The organism is Inquilinus sp. YAF38 (genome assembly GCF_052113205.1).
Lineage (GTDB): Bacteria > Pseudomonadota > Alphaproteobacteria > DSM-16000 > Inquilinaceae > Inquilinus.
The window spans coordinates 40,116-58,383 of the sequence record NZ_JBFRCU010000042.1 but is presented as its reverse complement, the minus strand read 5'-3'; the positions used below and the strand labels follow the sequence as shown (position 1 = coordinate 58,383).

Genomic DNA, 18,268 nt, shown 5'->3' with positions numbered 1-18,268 from the left:
CGAGGCGGTCGACCTGGCCCTCGGTCTCGTCGCGATGCGTCTCGAAGGCGACCTTGAGCTCGGCGGATTGCGCGGCCTTCGCCATCTTGGGCAGGGCCTTCAGGATCTGCTTCTCGGCGTAATAGATGTCCTTCAGCGTGTCGAGGAACAGGTCGTCGAGTGTCTTTTCAGTCGTCGCCATGGGTTACCCCCTGTTGATTGCCACCTGACGGCCGGAAGCGATCGAGCGCACCGCGCCGCAGACGACAAGTGAATAGGTGTCGCCTTCTCTTCGTTCCTCGAAGGACTTCTTTCCAGACGGCGAAACGATGCGAAGCGATCAGATATGAACGGCAAAATATAACAAATTATAACCGATCGTTACTGCATCGGAGATTAACCGCAGTCTAGAGAGCAACAATTGCGAGTAGCGTCTCGGTCATCTCATCTACTCGGATCGGCTTGGCGAGCACGGGATGCCCACGGAGGTCGGCAGGAATTTCCAGGCGCGCATGGCCACTGGCGAAGACGAAGGGAATTCCGCGGCGTTCCAGCTCCCGAGTTCGAAACTGTCTTCGCCCTTCAATTCGTCCGGCGGTCGCGAAATTTCGCGACGGTCCTGCTGGCCGTGCCCCTCGACTTCCGGGCGGGGCTCGATCAGGACACTCGCCAGACGGCGGCGCCGCCGCTACCAGGAGACGCCGGTCTCGTGCCGGAGATGGTCGCGGGCGCGGCCGAGACGGGAGCGGACGGTGCCGATCGGGATGTGGAAGGCCTGCGCCGCCTCCTCATAGGAGTCGCCGTTGATCGCCACCGCCTCCACCAGTTCGCGGTGATGCTGCTGCAGGCCGTCGATGGCCTTGCCAAGACGGATGAGATCGAGGACGTCGTCCTGGCTGGGCGGCTGCGGCCCGTCGAAATCTTCGGCTGGCACCGCGATCACCCGTCCGCGGCGCTCGAATTGCGACAGGAACACACGCTTCATGACGACGCAGAGCCAGCCGGCGATGTTGGTGCCCGGCTGCCAGAGATGGAACTTGTTGTAGGCGCGCAGCAGCGTGTCCTGCAGCAGGTCCTCCGCGTCGGCGCGGTTGCGGGTCAGGGATCGCGCGTAGCGCCGAAGCTCGCACAGCACCGGGGTAACGACGGCGGTGAATTCGGCGCAATCCGCGGCACGATCTTTGTCCGGCATTGGGATCTTCCCTTCAACACTGGGCGCCGCCCGTCGTCTCATCCAGCGAAACGATTCGGAGCGGCAATATATCTCAGGAACACAAGAACAAATCTCATGCCAAAAACTTCGTTCCGTCTTATATTTTATTATCAAATGATAGTTAGTCAGCCTAAATAACAAATGTTTATTCGCTCTTATTTGGACAGGCGACTTGCCCGGCCCATGAACTCATCGGAACCGTCGTCGAAGCTCCGGCATTCAGAAGGAAGGGCCCCACCATCCGATGGATCGCAGCGCCATGACCGTCCTCCGCCTTCCCGATCGCCAGCGCCCCGAGCCCGAGCATGTCTCCTGCGACCAGTGGGGACGGCCGATGTTCCGCTTCACTGTGGAGTACCCGCATCTGGCGACGCGGACTGGCGGGGAGCGCGTCTGGACCGCGACGATCTGGGCCTATGATGAGGACGACGCAGAGGCGCGTCTCGACGCCATCCGCGGCTCCGGCCGTCTCGCCGGGCAAGTGTTCGAGACCGATTCCTGGTGAGGGAAAGCGGCGCCGGTGCAGACCGGCGCCGCCCAAGGGCTGCCGGTTCCGTCCGTCCCGACATCAGCAGGGCCTTTCCCGGGTTTGTGCTCCGCGACTGCTGCCGCACGAGGAACCCGGATGTGGCGACGGCCCATTCACCAGGGATCAGGCTGAGGAGGTGTCGGCATGGCGTCCTGGAACGGCACGTGGCGCAACCAGTACGGCTCGATCGTCGTGATCGAGGACGACAGCGACGGCGTGATCCGCGGCGTGTTCCGCACGGCCCTGGAGGACAGCAGCTTCTTCGGGCAGGAGGTTCCGATCCATGGCGCGGCTTATGGCGACGTCATCGGCTTCACCGCCGCCTCCAACGGCACGGCCGGACCGGCGGCGGTCAGCTATACGGGGCTACTCCGTGACGGCAGGCTCGAGACCCTTCTGGCACACCGTCGCCGGCCAGACCTTGAGCGCGGCCGAGGAAGGCGCACCGGCAAAGATCAGGAAGGTCGGCGCCTGGCGCGCCTTCGGCACCAGCCTGGACACCTTCGAACGCATCGGCTGATCCGCTCGCCGGGCGGCCTGGCCTATGTCGGCGCGAGAGCAGGCGCCGCACCGCCGCGACCACCTCGTCCGACGCCTCCCGCGGCACAAAATGCCCGATGTCGTCGTGCCCACCGTCTCATTGCCTTTCGCAGCCCAAGCCCTCTGCAATTCTCGGCACCGCCGAGTTCCGGGTGTCTCGCTTCAAGCTCGATTCTGATCCCACTCCGGATATCGCTCGATCGTCAGGGTCGGCGCGCGCCCGATATCCGTGCCTGTCTGTGCGTCCGCAATGACAGGCAGCGTCGCTGCCGCGAAAGCGATGGTCCACTTTCGCGGCGACAATCGTTTCAGGCTTCGGCGAAAGCGCCGGCTCGATCGCCGGAGCTTCACGGGGCTTGACACAGAGGGGATGGCGAGCCGCGACACCGGATCCATCGTCTCGCAGGGCATCTCGTTGCTACTCGCCACCCGACCACGTCAGCCGGCGGCGCTCGGCACTGGCGTGTTGAGCAGTTGCTGCTCCCACAGATACGCCATGCCGCTACCGGCCATGTGATCCTTGAGCAGCGAGACCAATGCAGGGAGGGTCTCCGCCCTCGTGTAGTCGCGCTGCCATTCGCACGCGAGCGCCATCCACGTCATCATGTTGCAGCCCGCCGCGATCATGCGCTGGATCGCCACCTCATGGGCTTCAACGGACACACCGCCGCAGGCGTCCGTAATGACCGTCACGTCCCAGCCCTCGCCGGCAGCCTGAATCGCCGGCATAGCCACGCAGATCTCCGTGAACAGACCGGCGATGATCAGCTGCTTGCGGCCGGTCTTCTTGACCGCGTCGACCACCTTCTGGTCTTCCCAGGTGTTGATCAGCATCCGGTCGATCACGTCCTGGCCGGGGAAGACGTCGGTGATCTGCGGGAAGATAAGCCCACCTCGGTCAGCGAGCACGCTCGTGAGGATGGTCGGGACGCTGAATGCCTTGGCGGCTTTCGCCAGGCCCGTAGCATTGTTGACCGCCATATGTGGGTCGTGACTGTTCAGGTTGGTGAGCTGATAGGGCTGGTGGTCGATCAGGACGAGAACCGAATCCTCAGGACGAAGGAGCGACTTAAGGCCGTTGCGGAAGGTCACGACTATCCCTTTCTGACGTCTTCGATGAATGGCGATGTCTGCCGGGCAATCTTGCGCCCCCGGGCAGCGCTGCCTTGTATTGCCGTTCTCGAACGCATCACGGTAGTGCCGGAATCTGCCACGCTGTGTCGCAGAACCAGGGACGCCACATTGGAGAACGAGGATCTGAAGACATGGTGGAGGTCGCCGATGCCGGGGGCATTTCACCCGCCGCGCGCCGGCTCCGCGTCTCCAGATCGATCGTCAGTCGGCGGCGGCTGCGACTTGAAGCGCAGCTTGGCGGTCAGCGTCTCGCGCGAACGACCCGCGGCGCCGCACTCACCAAAGCCAGCGCCTTGTTCCGAGGCTGCGCGTGCAGGCTGGCCCTCCTGCGTCGACCTCTCGGGTCAGGATTTGCGGACAGTGATCTGCGTGGGCGTCGAACCTGCGACGTCACCCGGAGGACTTAGAGACCGTTTGGAAATGCGCTGGCGTGAGTCGGATGGCGGTGGTTTCGAGAACCGGAGCGCAGCGCACATTGGTGCGTGAGCACCGGAAGCTTCGAGGCCGCCGTCAGACGGCCGCGCCAGGTGCATTTACAAACGGTTTCTTACTCCCGTGCCTCCTGCCAGTGGGGATAGGTGACATAGGCGGTGACCGCGCCTTGCTCGTGCGACTGGATCGTCACCTTCTGCCCTTTGGGCATATGGACGATCTCGCCCGGCCCCGCGGTGACGCTGTCTGAGTTGGCGGACACCGTCAGTCGCCCCTCGATGACGACCATCACATCATCGACCGCCATTGTCTCCTCGAGCCTCTGGTTCGGCCCATAGCGCCCGTAGCCGATGGTGATCGGGGAGCCATGGCGCTGGTCGACCAGGTTGCCCGCAAACACGTCCCCGTCCTGTCCCGGGGAACGCTCCAGCTCTGCGTCGGTGATGGCGAACTTGCGAACCTTCATGGGAATTGCTCCTTCCAGCTGGCGTGATTGCGTCACCTGGGCCGGTCAGTCCGGAAGTGGAATGTGCTCATCCCGGTCATCGACCGGGAGATCGAAGCGCCCCTTGCCCCAGTTCTGCGCCCGCCATTCGGCTTTGGCCTCCTCGATGCGCTCCTGCGAAGACGCAACGAAATTCCACCAGATGTAGCGGGGACCCGATAGGGTCGCGCCGCCGAGAATCATCAGGCGCGCGCCTCTGTCGCCGGCCGCGACCGTGATGCTGTCGCCGGGACGGAAGACCATCATCCGACCCGCTTCGAAATCCTGGCCGGCGATCGAGATCGAGCCTTCGACGATGTAGATGCCCCGGTCCTCGTGACCATCCGGCATCGGCAACCGGCTTCCTGCTTCGAGCGCCACGTCGGCGTAGAACGTCTCCGAGTACATGGTCGCGGGGGCCTTCTCACCATAGGCGTCCCCGAGGATGAGCCGGATCGAGACGCCGCGATCCTCGATCACCGGCAGCGCCTCCTTGCCGTGATGCTCGAACAGCGGCGCCATATCCTCGTGACGCTCGGGCAGCGCCAGCCAGGTCTGAATGCCGAACAGGCTGTTCGGACCGCTTCGGGCCGCCGCGGAGGTGCGCTCGGAATGGGTCACGCCGCGCCCGGCGACCATCCAGTTCAGCTCGCCCGGACGGATCGTCTGATCGGCCCCGGTGCTGTCCCGGTGATGGAAGTCGCCACGAAAGAGATAGGTAACGGTGCCGAGACCGATATGCGGATGCGGCCGAACGTCGACGCCCTGTCCGGTCAGGAACTCGGCCGGGCCAGCCTGATCGAAGAAGATGAACGGTCCAACCATCTGCCGCTTCGGCGCCGGCAGGGCCCGCCGAACCTCGAAGCCGCCGAGATCGCGGGAGCGTGGAACGATGAGAGTTTCGATCGCGTCGAGGCCGACCTCATCGGGACAGCCCGGTTCGATTGCCGGATTCCAAGTCATGCGCCCCATCCTCTCTTGGGTTGCCGGGAGGCCTCGCCCTTGCCGATGCGAGTGCCCACGCTGGCGCACGGCCGTCTGGCCGACTAGCCCTGTGCTGCGTCAAGCTGTGTCGCACCAAGTGGAACGTGCGGGCAATGTCGTCGAGCTCAGCGGCCCCGCAGTAGAGCGACCGCCGACGCAGTTTCGATAAGGCCTCGCTCCGTTCGTTTTAGCGGTCGAGACCCCAAACGTCCGGATTTCGTGCGAAGTACTCGATCAGCATCTCCGTCAGGACCCGCACTTTCCGCGTGGGATGCTGACCTGGCGGGCGGACGACATATGCGGCCCCCGGAGGGACCGGATAGCGTGTCATGATCGGGACCAGCGCACCGGAGGCCACATACTGATATGTGATGCAATCGGGAAGCCATGCGATGCCGAGACCTGCCGCCGCCGCCGCGGCAAGCGCCGTGGCGCTATCGGCCTTGAACCTGCCCTGCGGCTGAACCGTGACGATCTTGCTGCCATCCATGAACTGCCAAGCTTCCGTTCCCTGCATGAGGGCCTGATGGCTGGCGAGTTCGCCCGGAGTCTCGGGTGACCCGTGTGCTTCGACATAATCCGGGCTTGCGACAAGCTTTCCATGGATCGGCCCGACGCGCCTCGCGATCAGGTTGGAATCCTGAAGGTAGGCGCCCCGGATCGCGCAATCGAACCCCTCTGCGATGAGATCGACGAAGCGATCACTGTAGGAGGTATGGACGTGGAGCTGCGGATGCTGGCGCGCCATTTCCGCGACGACGGGGGCGAAGTGGGTCGGGCCGAAAGTGAGCGGCATCGCAACCCTCAGGACGCCGCGCAGCTCGCCGGTGGGGAGGATCGTTTCCGTGGCGGTATCGATCTCAGCGCTGGCTCGGGCCGCATGGTCTTTGAACGTGATCCCCGCCTCAGTGAGCGCAGCGCCGCGGGTCGTTCGTGCAAGAAGCTGGACGCCGAGCTCCGCCTCGACCCGCAAAAGCCGCCGACTGACGATCGATTTGGAGACCCCGAGCCGGCGCGCGGCGGCCGACACACCTCCAGCATCGGCCACGGCGACGAATGTCCGAAGATCCTCGATGTCCAATCGGCGTTCCTTCTTTCGCGACACAGCTTGCCTGACTATGGCACTAGCGCATCACCGAAGGGAACGGCCAGTTCTGACCGGGCGACGTGGCCCGCCGCTGGATGCGTCCGTTGAACCCATTGCCATTCATAGCAGCCTTCCGCAGGGCGCGCAGTGAGAGAACCATGAAAGCAGCCGTCTATGACTACCCCGGCCCGCCGGATGTCCTTCGCTATGCGGATGTGCCCGATCCGGTTTGTCCAAGCGATGGCGTCCTGATCCGCGTCGAGACTGCTGCTATCGAGGGCGGCGACCTGATCAATCGCGCGTCCACGCCTCCACCCCGCCCAGCCTTCGTCGTCGGCTATGCGGCCGCTGGCAAAATCATCGCGGTCGGAGAGAAAGTGTCGAATCGCCAGGTCGGCCAGAAGGTGACGAGCTTCGATCTCGCCGGGTCGCACGCGCAGTTGCGTGCCGTTGCCGCCAGTCGGACGTGGCCTGTGCCGGAAGGACTCGACATGGCCGCTGCCGCAGCTCTGCCGATCGCATTCGGAACCGCTCATCACTGCCTTTTCGCACGGGGTGGTTTGAAGCGTGGTGAAACTGTCCTTATCCAGGGCGGCGCCGGCGGCGTCGGGCTCGCCGCCATCCAGCTCGCGCATCGGGCAGGCGCGACCGTGCTTGCAACGGTCTCCGGGGTTGAGAGGGCCGAACGTCTTGTCCGGCTTGGCCTCGATCATGCGATCGATCATCGCTCGGCCGGGGTCGTCGATACGGTCATGCGTCTGACAGAAGGTCGTGGCGCGGACCTCGTCGTGGACCCGGTGGGAATCACCTTGCAAGATTCCCTGGCGGCGCTACGCCCAGAGGGGCGTCTGGTCTTCGTCGGCAACGCCGGCGGTTCGCAGCTCAGTATCGATCTGTGGCCCGCGCTGCAGGCGAACCAATCGCTTTTCGGCGTCTTCATGGGAACGCAATTGGAAAAGCCGGATGTCTACCTCACGGTTTCCCGGATGCTGGAATTGGCGGCGACCGGGGATCTTCGGGTGATCGTGGACAGGACGTTTCCACTCGCGGCCGCTGCCGAGGCCCACGCCTATGCCGAAGGCAATTCCGTCCTCGGGCGCGTCGTAATCGTCTCGGCCACGCAATGAGCATCGTGGACCGGGTGATCTCGCGTGCGTATGTCGGGTGGGGCCATCGTCCCGCCCTCTGGCAGCCAGGGCCGCCGCACAAAAGCATCACCACGCTTCTCTCGGGCACGGCAAAGGCCATCTACAGTCCGCCGCGCACCGTCTCTCCACCGTGGGGCCAGAGGCCGGGATATCACGACGATACAGACCGGGGATATGGAGGGATATCGGCAACGGCCATGGCGAGATCTCTTCTGCTCGCCATGGTGAATCATATCCCGGCCGTTTGGAAATCCTCTGAGACAGCCTCTATGGGAGTTGGTATAACACGGCCTCACAACGATCACGAAATCTGGCTGGAAGCAGCATGTCAATCCAATCCTTCGGCTGCGGCGACCTCCGCTGAAAGCCGGAGCACAGAACGCTATACACTAACTGATATACCGAGCACTAATTCCTTGATCCAAATACGAATGCCTCACTAAGCCTAACTACTAACCCCGTCACTCTCAATTATACTGAACTAAGAATAAATCTACCGCCAAAAAGACATGTATTCATGTCTCATATTTATCATTGCGCCAAGTAATGACTTTGATATCATGCATCTAGAGATTTTTGATTTTGGCAGAATTTAGATATTATCGAAATTCCAACCATTAATTCTGAATTAACCAAGATCAAATCCGATATACGGACAGAATCATAAAGCAGACGATAACAAAGGCGCGCCTCACGTAGCTTAACTGGAGTATAAATATGCCTTCCCGGATCGAATCGGCACTTAGGCCGCACGAAACTGACCTCGCAAATCTTGATATGTTTGCCTCCAGGCTCGATCAGGTGGGCACCCGCGAGCGCATGCGAACCAGCGGGTGGCTCCACGACTGCATCATAATCATCGACACACGCGCCCTGGAGAGGGAGTGTCTCGCCAAAGGTTTGATGGGAAGCAGCATCAAGGTGTTTTCCTTCGGCTCGAGCGAGGAATGGCAGCAAGCACATGAATTGCACAACCGCGCGTCCGCCATACTCTTCACCCTAGGGTCACGCGACAGCGGCGATGCCCGGGTGCAAGCCGACATTCCAGCCTCGTCGCCCACTTCCAGGATACTCCGATCATTGCCATCGGCGACCTCGACGGCTCGGATCATGTCATGAAAATTCTGGAATATGGCGCCCGCAGTTATATCCCAACGAGTGTCGGTCTGGATGGAGCGATCAAAGCGATCCGGCAGGCCCGTGGCGGGATCGTGAGCAGGCCCGCGGCGGGATCGTGAGTGGAGAAGGCTGAAAAAGTCAGGCATGTGCAGGAGAAGAGCTGATGTGCGGCATCGTCGGCATCGTCGGGACCAAGCCGGTCGCCTCGCGCCTGGTCGAGGCGCTGAAACGCCTGGAGTATCGCGGCTATGATTCCGCCGGCATCGCCACCCTGGTGGATGGCCGGATCGAGCGCCGCCGSGCCGAGGGCAAGCTGGTCCATCTCGAGGCCCGTCTCGGCGAGGCGCCGATCGACGGCACCATCGGCATCGGCCACACCCGCTGGGCCACCCATGGCCGGCCGAACGAGACCAATGCCCATCCGCACGCGACCGACCGGGTCGCGATCGTGCACAACGGCATCATCGAGAACTTCCGCGAGCTGCGGCAGGAGCTGGAAGGGCTCGGCCACGTCTTCGCCACCGAGACCGATTCCGAGATCGTCGCCCATCTGGTCAGCCACTACCTCGACCGGCAGATGGCGCCGCGCGAGGCCAGCGCCGCGGCCCTGAAGCGGCTGGAAGGCGCCTTCGCCCTGGCCTTCCTGTTCAACGGCGAGGAGGACCTGCTGGTGGTCGCCCGCCGCGGCTCGCCGCTGGCCATCGGCTTCGGCGACGGCGAGATGTATGTCGGCTCCGACGCGCTGGCGATCGGCGCCTGGACCGACCGGATCTGCTATCTCGACGAGGGCGACTGGGCGGTGATCGCCCGCAGCGGGGTCGAGATCTACGACGCCGAGGACCGGTCGGTCGCCCGGCCGGTGAAGCCGATCGCCACCACCGGCGCCCTGATCGGCAAGGGCGATTTCCGGCACTACATGCTGAAGGAGATCTACGAGCAGCCGGCGGTGGTGGGCGACACGCTGCGCACCATGCTGGACCCGGCCACCCGGGCGATCGTGCTGCCGCCGCTGCCCTTCGACTTCGCCGCGGTGCCGCGCGCCACCATCGTCGCCTGCGGCACCGCCTTCTATGCCGGCATGGTGGCGAAATACTGGTTCGAGACCGTGGCCCGRCTGCCGGTCGAGATCGACATCGCYTCGGAGTTCCGCTACCGSGAGGCGCCGCTGCCCGAGGGCGGCCTGGCSATCTTCGTCTCYCAGTCGGGCGAGACCGCCGACACGCTGGCGGCGCTGCGCTACGCCCGGTCGCAGGGCCAGCGCATCCTGTCGATCGTSAACGTGCCGGACAGCTCGATCGCGCGCGAGAGCGACGCGGTGATCCAGACCCTGGCSGGGCCGGAGATCGGCGTCGCCTCGACCAAGGCCTTCACCACCCAGCTGACCGTGCTGGCCTGCCTGGCCGTCGCCGCRGCSCGKGCGCGCGGCGCCATCGAYGCSGSGCGGGAGGCGGCGCTSTCSACSGCSCTGACCGAGGTGCCSAGCCGCCTGGCYGACGTGCTGAACCACGACGCCACGATCCGCGACCTGGCYCAYCAGGTGGCCCTGGCGCGCGACGTKCTSTAYCTCGGCCGYGGCCTGTCCTATCCGCTGGCGCTGGAAGGCGCGCTSAAGCTGAAGGAGATCAGCTACATCCACGCCGAGGGCTATGCCGCGGGCGAGATGAAGCACGGGCCGATCGCGCTGATCGACGACAAGGTGCCGGTGATCGTGCTGGCGCCGCGCGACCCGGTGTTCGACAAGACGGTGTCGAACGTGCAGGAGGTGATGGCCCGCGGCGGCAAGGTGATCTTCTTCTCCGACCGCGAGGGCATCGAGAAGCTCGGACCCGGCCCCGTCGCGGCGATCGACCTGCCGGCCGTCGACCCCTTCGTCGCCCCGATCCTCTACGCCGTGCCGGTGCAGCTGCTGGCCTATCACACCGCCGTCGCCAAGGGCACCGACGTCGACCAGCCCCGCAACCTCGCCAAGAGCGTCACGGTGGAGTGAAAGCCACTCCCCGGATGACACATTGGCGGCAACGGGGCCGGTCCGGCACGCCGGGGCTCATTTGAGAGTCAATTGCGGACCGCGCAGATCGATCTTCTGGGTAGCCCGCAGGATATCCCCCGGCTTGATCTCCGCCCTCTCGTCGGCCGCGACCTCCTGGTACTGACCATCGACAAGGCGGGTGATCGTATAGGTCGTCGTCAAGGTGGCGACGGCTTCGGAGGCGGTCGTCGCCTGCCTCTGCATCTCGGCCAGCGTGGTGAGGAGAGAGGCCATCCTCTGGTCGCTGCGAGCGATCTCGAGATCCGCCTCGCGGATGCCCGTGGCGTCCTCGTCGCTTTGCTTGCTTCGCAGCTCGACACGGCGCTGCTCGATGTCCAGCAGGTTTTGATGCGCTCGCGCCAGATAGGATTGCTGCTCCAGCATGTCGCGCTGCGCCACTGAATAGCTGCGCTGAGTCTCGCGCAGCCGCGTCAGCTGGGTGAGCTTCTGGTCGGCCAGAGTCTGCATAGCCTTAACGTCCTCGGCCAGCAGGGCGAGTTCGTCGCTGTGCAGCTTGATGGCTTGTTCCAGCGTCGCGATCTCCTGCTCGTAGCTGGCGCGCTGGGCCAGCATCGCCCGGTCCTGACTCTCCATCGATGCTTTGCGGACGGTGAACAGGTTCTTTTCGCTCTCCACGATCCGGTTCAGGGCGTCGATATCCTGAACGCTGTCATGCGTGGGCAGGACGAAGGAGAAATCCTCGGCCCCATCCATTTCGGCCTTGAGCCGCGCGCGGCGAACCTGAAGGGAGAAACGCAGAAGCTGGTTGTCGGTGTAGTCCTGCTCCGTCGAGATGAGCTGGAGCCGGCTGTTGTCCATGGCCAGTGTCGGCTGTTTCAGCCCGCCGCCGACAGCGAGGAGTTCCAGCGCGATCATGCCCGGCCGATATGGATAGGGACCCGGCTTCTCGATCTCGCCCAAGACGAACACCGGCGCGTACTCCTCGATCGACACGCTGATGGCTTTGCCCGCCGGGACGTGCTCCTCCAGTTCGACACCGATCCGCTTGGCGATCTCGGTGGTACTGAGACCGCCGACATCGACCTCACCGAGCAGCGGATATCCGATCATCCCGTCGGGACCGACACGGAACCGCCCCGTCAGAGTTTCCTGCCCATAGACCGTGATCATCAAGGTGTCGCCGGGGCCGATATGGTAGGCCCCGTCGGCCGCCCGGGCTGGAGGTGCCAGCGCCATCCACAACAGTCCTGCGATCAGATAGGGAAGTACGCGGCGTGCCATGCGCTGGTTCGAGCTCTGCCGGGGACACACCGGCATCAGCGTCTGGATCTCGATGGTCATTGGTCAGCCCCTCTACGCTTCCTTGACGAGACCGATGCCCTTGCCGCGAAGATCGGGCGGGGACGGCTGATCAGGCCGCGCGGCGATGGGAACGGAGCTGGCTTCGTAGCGTGTCTGCCGGCCAGCCGGGACGCCGTTGAGGATCACGCCGGATGCCGTGACCCCACGGAAGGCAAGCTGTCGAACGGCGGAGGCGACATCTTCCCTGTTCGTCCGGCCCCAGCGTACGACCAGGATGACGGCATCCGCCAGCGCCCCCATTTGCGCCGCATCGGTGGAAGTCGAGGCCGGAGAGGTGTCGAGAATGATGAGATCGTACCGTTTCCTGAGCTTCGACAGCGCCTCCTGCATGCTGCCGCCGCCAAGGATGCAATCGAGGGACTCTCCGGACGATGCGGGGGCGATGAAATGGGCCTGGGACCGCTGATCGATCTGGATCGCTTCCTCCAGCGATTCCGTGCCGCCGATGGCCTGTCGATGCGGCGCCGCAGAGGACCCGAACTGCGCGGCGATCGCGGGCTTGCGCAAATCGGTGTCGACAACGATGACCTTCAGGCCCGCCCGGGCCGCCGAGCGTGCGAGCGAAACCGCCAGGCTGGTCTTACCCTCGCCGGCATGCACCGACGTGAACATCAGGATCTGAGCACGTCGAGTTGCCGGCGCCAGCTGGAGGGTCGATCGGAGCGTGCGGATGGCCTCGCTGAAGGCGGATCGCGGCTGGTCCAGCACGAAAGCGGACACCGGCATTGCTCGCCTTCCCCGCCGGATCCAGGGGATCAGATCGATCACGGGAACTCCCACCGCCTTCTCCAGATCTCCCGGGGACCGGATCCGGTCATCGAGGTTCTCGCGCAGCAACGCGAGACCAAAGCCGAAGCCGAGGCCAGCCAGCAGGCCCAGCCCGGCGTAAGGGATCAGCTTCGGGCTCGCTGGCACAGATGGCGGCTCGGCCTCCGAGACCATTCGCGCCTCACGAACAGCGTAGCCCTCTTGTTCGATCGTCTGCTTGTAGCGGTTGAGATAGGTCTCGTAGATCGTGCGGTCGGCAGTCGCTTCACGCTCGAGCTGGTTCAGTTGCACCCGTGCGTTGCTGGTATTGGTCAGGTCGGCTTCGGCCTCCTGGAACGCGGCCTGCAGCGCAGTTTCCTTACGCCGGGCCACGTCGAGCTCATTGTCGAGGCTCATGAGCACGCGCTGCACCTCGGCTGCGATCTGCTGCTTGAGCGAAGCCAGCTGCGACTGGAGGGACGGCAATTGGCTGCTTTTCAGCGCACCGGTATCCTGCAGCTCGGACAGGCTGCGCTCGACCTTCGCCTGCTCGGCCCGAAGCGCCTGAATGGTTGCGGAGCCCAGAACCTGCGCGAAATTGTCCAGGCCCCCCTCGCTTTGCGAGAGTGCCTTGGCGGTGTCAAGGCGGGCCTCCGCATCGGCACGGCTGGACCGGACCTGAACGAGCTCGATGTTGAGGGCATTGATCCGCTGCGTCTCGAGTGTCTTGCCATCGGATTCGATGAGTCCGGCGTCGCGTCGAAAGCGCTCGGCCGCGGCTTCCGAAACCTCAAGCCGCTGCCTCAGGTCGTCGAGTTTCGCTCCGAGCCATTCGCTCGCCTGTCTCGTGGCCTCAGACTGGACCGAGGCTTGGTAGGACAGGTAGGCCTCGCCGAACGCGTTGGCGGCGGCTGCGGCGAATTCCGGATCTTCGGCCGTGTAGGAGATGAAGATCGTGTAGGAGCGACCGTCATTGCTCACTTGGAGGTTGTCGAGCAGACGGTCGATCACGTCACGCTTCGCCGGCCCTTTCCCATCGGATTGCGCCACGGACGGCTCCGGCACGGACGATCCGGCGACCGCATCCCAGCCGTTCCCGATCCAGCGCTCGATCCTCTGCCGGAAGGTTTCGGCCAAAGGCGGTGCGATGTCGGCAGGCTCGTAGCCTTTGTGCTCGAGAATGCCGGCCACGCGCTCGGCCATCGTGCGGGATCCGATGACGTCGAGCTCGGTCCGAAGAACCGGACTGTCCTGAGGCAGCGGAGAGACCACCGCGTCAGCCGGCAGAATTTGGACCCGCCGGACATCAAGAGCGATGACGATCTCTGCGACATAGCGGGGCTGCGCCTGCATATATAGGAAAGCGGCAATGGCCAGGGCAGCAGCCACCGGAATCCAGATCGCCAGCTTTCGCCGTCGCAGTATTCTAAAATAATCCTGCATGCTTCGCATATGAAGCCCGGAGGCACTCACATTCTCAATCACAGTAGCACCATCATAACAGTAGATCGAAAGAACGCATACTACGACATGGACCGATTTGAACTTGACCCTCTCGGCATCATATCGTTAATCTTGTAGGCCACTTCCGTTCTGTTCTTAGCCTTCAGCTTCTTCATAATATTGCGAATATGGACCTTTACCGTACTTTCGCAGAGATTGAGCTCATAGGCGATGATCTTGTTCGCTTTGCCCCGGCGCAGCGCGTCGGCCACTGCCGCCTGACGCACCGTGAAAAGGCCGTTCACCACATTGTCCTGATGCGATTGTTCCCCAGACAGATGCTGCTGGAAAGACGTGAAGCTGCTGGCCGGAACGAAGATCCCGCCTGCGCGCGCCAGGCGGACAGCCTCGATGGCGACGTCCAGCCCCACGCTGGTGGGGATATAGCCGCGGGCGCCGTATTCGAGAATCTTCATGACATGAGCCATATCCTCCACGTCGCCGATGACGATCGTGGGAATTCCAGCGAAGTCCGATGCCAGCGTTCTCACCGCATCCACCACATCGGGTTCGGCGGCGTTGCGCCATCCGATATTGAACAGGATTGCCGACACCTGATCGTGGACATCCACGGCGTTGCGCCAGCTATCTATGGTAGAGAAAGCAGACGCCTCGATATTTGCGTTTCTCGATGTAAATCCCCGAATAAGGCACTCCAGTTCAAGATTCCGATAATCGATTACCGCCATATGTATGTTGTTTCTGCTTTCAACAGACAATCGATCATCCATCGAACGGAACTTGGATTCGGTCACATCAGATAAATCATATAGCTTCGAGTTCGCCTCTGCCGCCCCGACATAGTTCTTCGCAGCGCTGTCGGCAGAAAATTGTAGATTTTGCGACATATTATTTCCCCATGTGCAGAAGATCACGTCGTTTACCCGAGCGACTTGCATCAAGTTTTATGAAAATTATTGTTAGCGTTCCTGAGCGATTCTCTCATGCCCCCGTCAGCCTCTTGATAGAGGCAAGTTAAAACCGCCGATCAGCGCCGATATAGTTGCAAGACGCTTAGTACAGATTGGAGACCCACCAGCGAGATGAACGCATCTCAGGCAGGATCATCGATATGGATAATATCCACTTAACCCAGTTTGGGAATTAACCTAAATTAAACTAACTGTACGTCTTTTGACGGCATCCACCAGCAGGCCTTGTTTACAAAAAATTAACAACCCTCACAGCGGGCGCCGCAAGATTACTCATCGCGGCACCTGCAGGCGCAAAATCGGGACGACCAAGCCTCCGCTTTAGATAACCGCGCTCTCCCCCGCTGGCCGATCGATCGCGGCCCCCGGCCCAAAGGGGTAGGGCGAGGGGAGCAGCTGACGGAGCCGGAGGAGGTCGCGGCGATGCTCCGGCTCAGGGCTTTGGCCGGGGCGTTCGCGGATCGCGCGGCGTCGGCTATGTGAAGCGCAACGCCATCGCCGGCCACAGCTTCGCCAGCTGTGCCGCGTTGCAGACACATCTGGTCTGGTGGATGCGCGAGATCGCCGACTGGCGCGTTCACCGCACGACGGGCGAGCCGCCGCTCCACCGGTTCCGGCGCGAGGAGGCCACCGCCCTCCGTCCGATCGACGGCCGTCCGCCGCTCCGCCAAGTTCGGGATCTGTCACGCAGGGTGCAATCCGATTGCTTCGTCGAGGTGGACACCAACGTCTACAGCGTCCCCTACCGGCCGATCGGCAAGACGGTGCGCGCGGTGATCGCCGGCGGCCGGATCGGCATCCGGCTCGGCGGCCAGGAGGTGGCGGCCCATCTCGAGTGCGCCGGCCGCCGTCAGCGGCTGATCGAGTCCGCGCATTTCAGCGGCACGTCGCCCGTCAGCGCTCTGTTGCGCTCCGCCGCGCGACGCGACGCGCCGCGGCCGGCGGCGCTGCTCAGGACGTCGCTTGATATCCGGCGCTCACCGGGGAGGCAAAGCCGGTGAACCGAAGCCGTCCGGATGGCGGGAATGCCAGATCCACGCCGTCCGGATGATTGTCTGAAGGTCACTGTACGAGGGCCTCCAGCCCAATTCGCGCCGCAGCTTCCCAGAATTCGCCACCAGGGCGGCCGGGTCTCCCGCGCGTCGTGGCCGGACGATCGTCGGGATGGGACGGCCCGTCACCCGCTCGGCGACCTCGACGACCTGACGGACGCTGTACCCCGTGCCCGATCCGACATTGTAGGCGAGTGCGCCAGACGATCGGAGTGCGATCAGGGTTCTGACATGCGCATCGGCAAGATCGACGACATGCACATAGTCTCGGATACAGGTTCCGTCCTGCGTCGGATAATCGTTCCCGAAAACATCGATATGCGGCCGAAGCCCTTGCGCCACCTGCAGAACCAGCGGGATCAGATGCGTCTCGGGGCGGTGATCTTCCCCGAGATCCCCACCTGGCTGAGCGCCGGCGGCGTTGAAGTATCTCAAGACGGCCGTGCGAATCCCGTGGCTGTGCTCGGCCCAGAACAGGACCCGTTCGCACATGCGTTTGGATTCGCCATAAGGATTGCCCGGCGAGACGGCCTGATCCTCGTCAATGTCCGAGCCGTCTCGGCTCTCGAAAATGCTCGCGGTGGACGAGAGGATGAAAGCACGCGTCGCATGGTCGACCGCCGCCTGCAGGACGTTGCAGAGCGTGCCGACATTGTCACGCACGTAGTCGACGGGGCGATGGTTGGATTCACCCACCAGGGTTCTGGCGGCGAAGTGCATGACCGCATCGTACCGGCGCTCTGCAAACACCTGATTGATCGCGTCAACCTGCCGGAGGTCGGCGAAAACAAAGGACGCGGCAGGCGGCACGGCAGCGCGATGCCCGGTCGAGAGATCGTCGACGACGGTCACCCGGAATCCCAGATTGCAGAGCAGCCAGGCAACATGGCTTCCGACGAACCCAGCCCCTCCCGTGACAAGGACGTTCTCAATCGGCTCGATCGCGTGATGCTCCGTCATCGGACTCTCCGTTTGCAGAGGCGACCGGCATCCGTTGCCGCGGCGCCAGACGCGCTCCCGTTCAGCGGCCGAAGATCTTGCGCGACGCCTCGCGGCCCAGGCCGAGATAGGCGGCATCGAAGTGGGCGATATCCATGAGCCCACTGCGGTCGAGAAACTCGACCTCCGAGTTTCGAAAGACGACGAGCCCGAGCTGGCGCAGGCGCCGTAGGACGCGATTGACATGGATGGATGTCAATCCGAGGGCATTGGCAAGATCGTGTTGAGTGAGCGGGCAGAAGAACCCCGACGAACTGCCCTGGCCTATGAATTCGAGCCGAACGGACAGTTCGAGAAGGAGGTGAGCCACGCGCCCTGCGGCGGATCTGCGCCCGAGCGCCACCAGGCGCTCTTCCGCGATGGAGCCCTGAAGGCTGGCACTCCAGAGGATCGCTCCGCCCAGCCGCGGCCATTGCCTCGACACTGCAAGCAGAGAGTGCGGCGAGACCGCTGCAGCGTCTACGGCTGTAATGCTGGCGAAACCAAGGCTGGGTCCATTCAAAAAAATGCCGCGCAAACCAAAAAAATCTCCCGGGATCATAAAATCTATAATCTGCCGCAGACCGTTTGGTAGATCTCTGAACGAGTACCCCCACCCACTATTCAAAATTAATACCGCTTTTAAAACCTCAGAATCTTCCAATAACTCGATTCTGGCTGCATATTCATGGTGATTTCCAAGTAGTTTTTTTATCTCAGCAATTTCTGATGCCGACGGGGAAAAATGTCTACTGATTTTAGTTAGAAGTGCTCCCTCACCTATCGTCATTTTCTGCCCGTCGGCCTTCTACGCGGCTATTCTCATCGATATATCGCGAATCCCCAACGTCCTCGCCGACTCTAAACCGACCAACAATGCAGAGGCTGGTTACGACGGCGATCGGTAGCGTCCGTCTCTCGACCTCCGAATATGCAGCCTTGGCCGGCGGTCGAATTCCGGCGACGATCGCCTCGCAGGAAGTTGCCATGGTCTGCCCATTATCCGCTTCGAACCAAGCTCGGCAAGCGCCTCACCAGGGCTGCACAGCATTTAC

18 protein-coding genes are annotated in these 18,268 nt (G+C 63.0%); 7 read left to right on the top strand and 11 right to left on the bottom strand.

The annotated features are described in order from the left end of the window. Both AB4Z01_RS19530 and AB4Z01_RS19525 read right to left on the bottom strand, forming a co-directional pair. Nucleotides 1-181 (bottom strand): YciE/YciF ferroxidase family protein (locus tag AB4Z01_RS19530; RefSeq protein ID WP_441696302.1); only part of this gene is annotated, 181 nt, incomplete at its 3' end. A gap of 486 nt (nucleotides 182-667) precedes the next feature. Next, on the bottom strand, nucleotides 668-1,171 hold the full coding sequence (locus AB4Z01_RS19525) for a sigma-70 family RNA polymerase sigma factor (RefSeq protein WP_441696299.1): 504 nt from the start codon (nucleotides 1,169-1,171) through the stop codon (nucleotides 668-670). Nucleotides 1,172-1,451: 280 nt separating this feature from the next. Between AB4Z01_RS19525 and AB4Z01_RS19520 the strand changes: the two genes are divergently transcribed. After that, nucleotides 1,452-1,697, top strand: coding sequence for a hypothetical protein (locus tag AB4Z01_RS19520; RefSeq protein WP_441696296.1), 246 nt, complete (start codon nucleotides 1,452-1,454; stop codon nucleotides 1,695-1,697). Nucleotides 1,698-1,865: 168 nt separating this feature from the next. After that, a complete protein-coding gene (locus AB4Z01_RS19515) occupies nucleotides 1,866-2,621 on the top strand; it encodes an avidin/streptavidin family protein (protein ID WP_441696294.1) in 756 nt (251 codons plus the stop codon). Between the two features lie 78 nt (nucleotides 2,622-2,699). Here the strand turns inward: AB4Z01_RS19515 and AB4Z01_RS19510 are convergent, their stop codons facing one another. Continuing rightward, a complete protein-coding gene (locus AB4Z01_RS19510) occupies nucleotides 2,700-3,353 on the bottom strand; it encodes a hydrolase (protein ID WP_441696291.1) in 654 nt (217 codons plus the stop codon). A gap of 173 nt (nucleotides 3,354-3,526) precedes the next feature. On the opposite strand from AB4Z01_RS19510, the gene AB4Z01_RS19505 reads away from it, so the two are divergent. Next, entirely contained in the window at nucleotides 3,527-3,802 is a 276-nt protein-coding gene (locus AB4Z01_RS19505; protein WP_441696288.1) for a helix-turn-helix domain-containing protein, read from the top strand. A 140-nt stretch (nucleotides 3,803-3,942) separates the two neighbouring features. On the opposite strand, the gene AB4Z01_RS19500 is transcribed toward AB4Z01_RS19505, so the two are convergent. From AB4Z01_RS19500 to AB4Z01_RS19490, 3 genes are all read right to left on the bottom strand, one after another. Continuing rightward, nucleotides 3,943-4,293, bottom strand: coding sequence for a hypothetical protein (locus tag AB4Z01_RS19500; RefSeq protein WP_441696287.1), 351 nt, complete (start codon nucleotides 4,291-4,293; stop codon nucleotides 3,943-3,945). A 45-nt stretch (nucleotides 4,294-4,338) separates the two neighbouring features. Then, on the bottom strand, nucleotides 4,339-5,274 hold the full coding sequence (locus tag AB4Z01_RS19495; RefSeq protein ID WP_441696285.1) for a pirin family protein: 936 nt from the start codon (nucleotides 5,272-5,274) through the stop codon (nucleotides 4,339-4,341). A 208-nt stretch (nucleotides 5,275-5,482) separates the two neighbouring features. Beyond that, a complete protein-coding gene (locus tag AB4Z01_RS19490; RefSeq protein WP_441696283.1) occupies nucleotides 5,483-6,376 on the bottom strand; it encodes a LysR family transcriptional regulator in 894 nt (297 codons plus the stop codon). Nucleotides 6,377-6,540: 164 nt separating this feature from the next. On the opposite strand from AB4Z01_RS19490, the gene AB4Z01_RS19485 reads away from it, so the two are divergent. The 3 genes from AB4Z01_RS19485 to glmS all read left to right on the top strand — a co-directional run bounded on the left by AB4Z01_RS19485 (nucleotide 6,541) and on the right by glmS (nucleotide 10,636). After that, nucleotides 6,541-7,509, top strand: coding sequence for a quinone oxidoreductase family protein (locus tag AB4Z01_RS19485; RefSeq protein WP_441696281.1), 969 nt, complete (start codon nucleotides 6,541-6,543; stop codon nucleotides 7,507-7,509). 738 nt (nucleotides 7,510-8,247) lie between these two features. Continuing rightward, complete coding sequence (locus AB4Z01_RS19480; RefSeq protein ID WP_441696278.1) at nucleotides 8,248-8,649, top strand: hypothetical protein; 402 nt, start codon at nucleotides 8,248-8,250, stop codon at nucleotides 8,647-8,649. A 163-nt stretch (nucleotides 8,650-8,812) separates the two neighbouring features. After that, the gene (gene glmS, locus AB4Z01_RS19475) at nucleotides 8,813-10,636 is read left to right on the top strand and encodes a glutamine--fructose-6-phosphate transaminase (isomerizing) (protein ID WP_441696276.1); all 1,824 of its coding nucleotides are present in this window, start codon (nucleotides 8,813-8,815) and stop codon (nucleotides 10,634-10,636) included. Between the two features lie 57 nt (nucleotides 10,637-10,693). On the opposite strand, the gene AB4Z01_RS19470 is transcribed toward glmS, so the two are convergent. From AB4Z01_RS19470 to AB4Z01_RS19460, 3 genes are all read right to left on the bottom strand, one after another. Next, complete coding sequence (locus tag AB4Z01_RS19470) at nucleotides 10,694-11,980, bottom strand: polysaccharide biosynthesis/export family protein (protein ID WP_441696273.1); 1,287 nt, start codon at nucleotides 11,978-11,980, stop codon at nucleotides 10,694-10,696. Nucleotides 11,981-11,992: 12 nt separating this feature from the next. Further along, on the bottom strand, nucleotides 11,993-14,191 hold the full coding sequence (locus AB4Z01_RS19465; RefSeq protein WP_441696270.1) for a GumC family protein: 2,199 nt from the start codon (nucleotides 14,189-14,191) through the stop codon (nucleotides 11,993-11,995). Between the two features lie 80 nt (nucleotides 14,192-14,271). Further along, nucleotides 14,272-15,126 carry a LuxR C-terminal-related transcriptional regulator gene (locus AB4Z01_RS19460; protein ID WP_441696267.1) on the bottom strand — a complete coding sequence of 285 codons (855 nt, stop codon included), beginning with the start codon at nucleotides 15,124-15,126 and terminating at the stop codon, nucleotides 14,272-14,274. 536 nt (nucleotides 15,127-15,662) lie between these two features. On the opposite strand from AB4Z01_RS19460, the gene AB4Z01_RS19455 reads away from it, so the two are divergent. After that, nucleotides 15,663-16,184, top strand: coding sequence for a Mu transposase domain-containing protein (locus AB4Z01_RS19455; protein WP_441696264.1), 522 nt, complete (start codon nucleotides 15,663-15,665; stop codon nucleotides 16,182-16,184). Here AB4Z01_RS19455 and galE read toward each other — a convergent pair. Next, complete coding sequence (galE, locus tag AB4Z01_RS19450; protein ID WP_441696261.1) at nucleotides 16,161-17,195, bottom strand: UDP-glucose 4-epimerase GalE; 1,035 nt, start codon at nucleotides 17,193-17,195, stop codon at nucleotides 16,161-16,163. The two genes, AB4Z01_RS19455 and galE, sit on opposite strands and share 24 nt — an antisense overlap. 61 nt (nucleotides 17,196-17,256) lie before the next feature. Next, nucleotides 17,257-18,003 carry a Crp/Fnr family transcriptional regulator gene (locus AB4Z01_RS19445; RefSeq protein ID WP_441696258.1) on the bottom strand — a complete coding sequence of 249 codons (747 nt, stop codon included), beginning with the start codon at nucleotides 18,001-18,003 and terminating at the stop codon, nucleotides 17,257-17,259. Nucleotides 18,004-18,268: the final 265 nt, after the last annotated feature.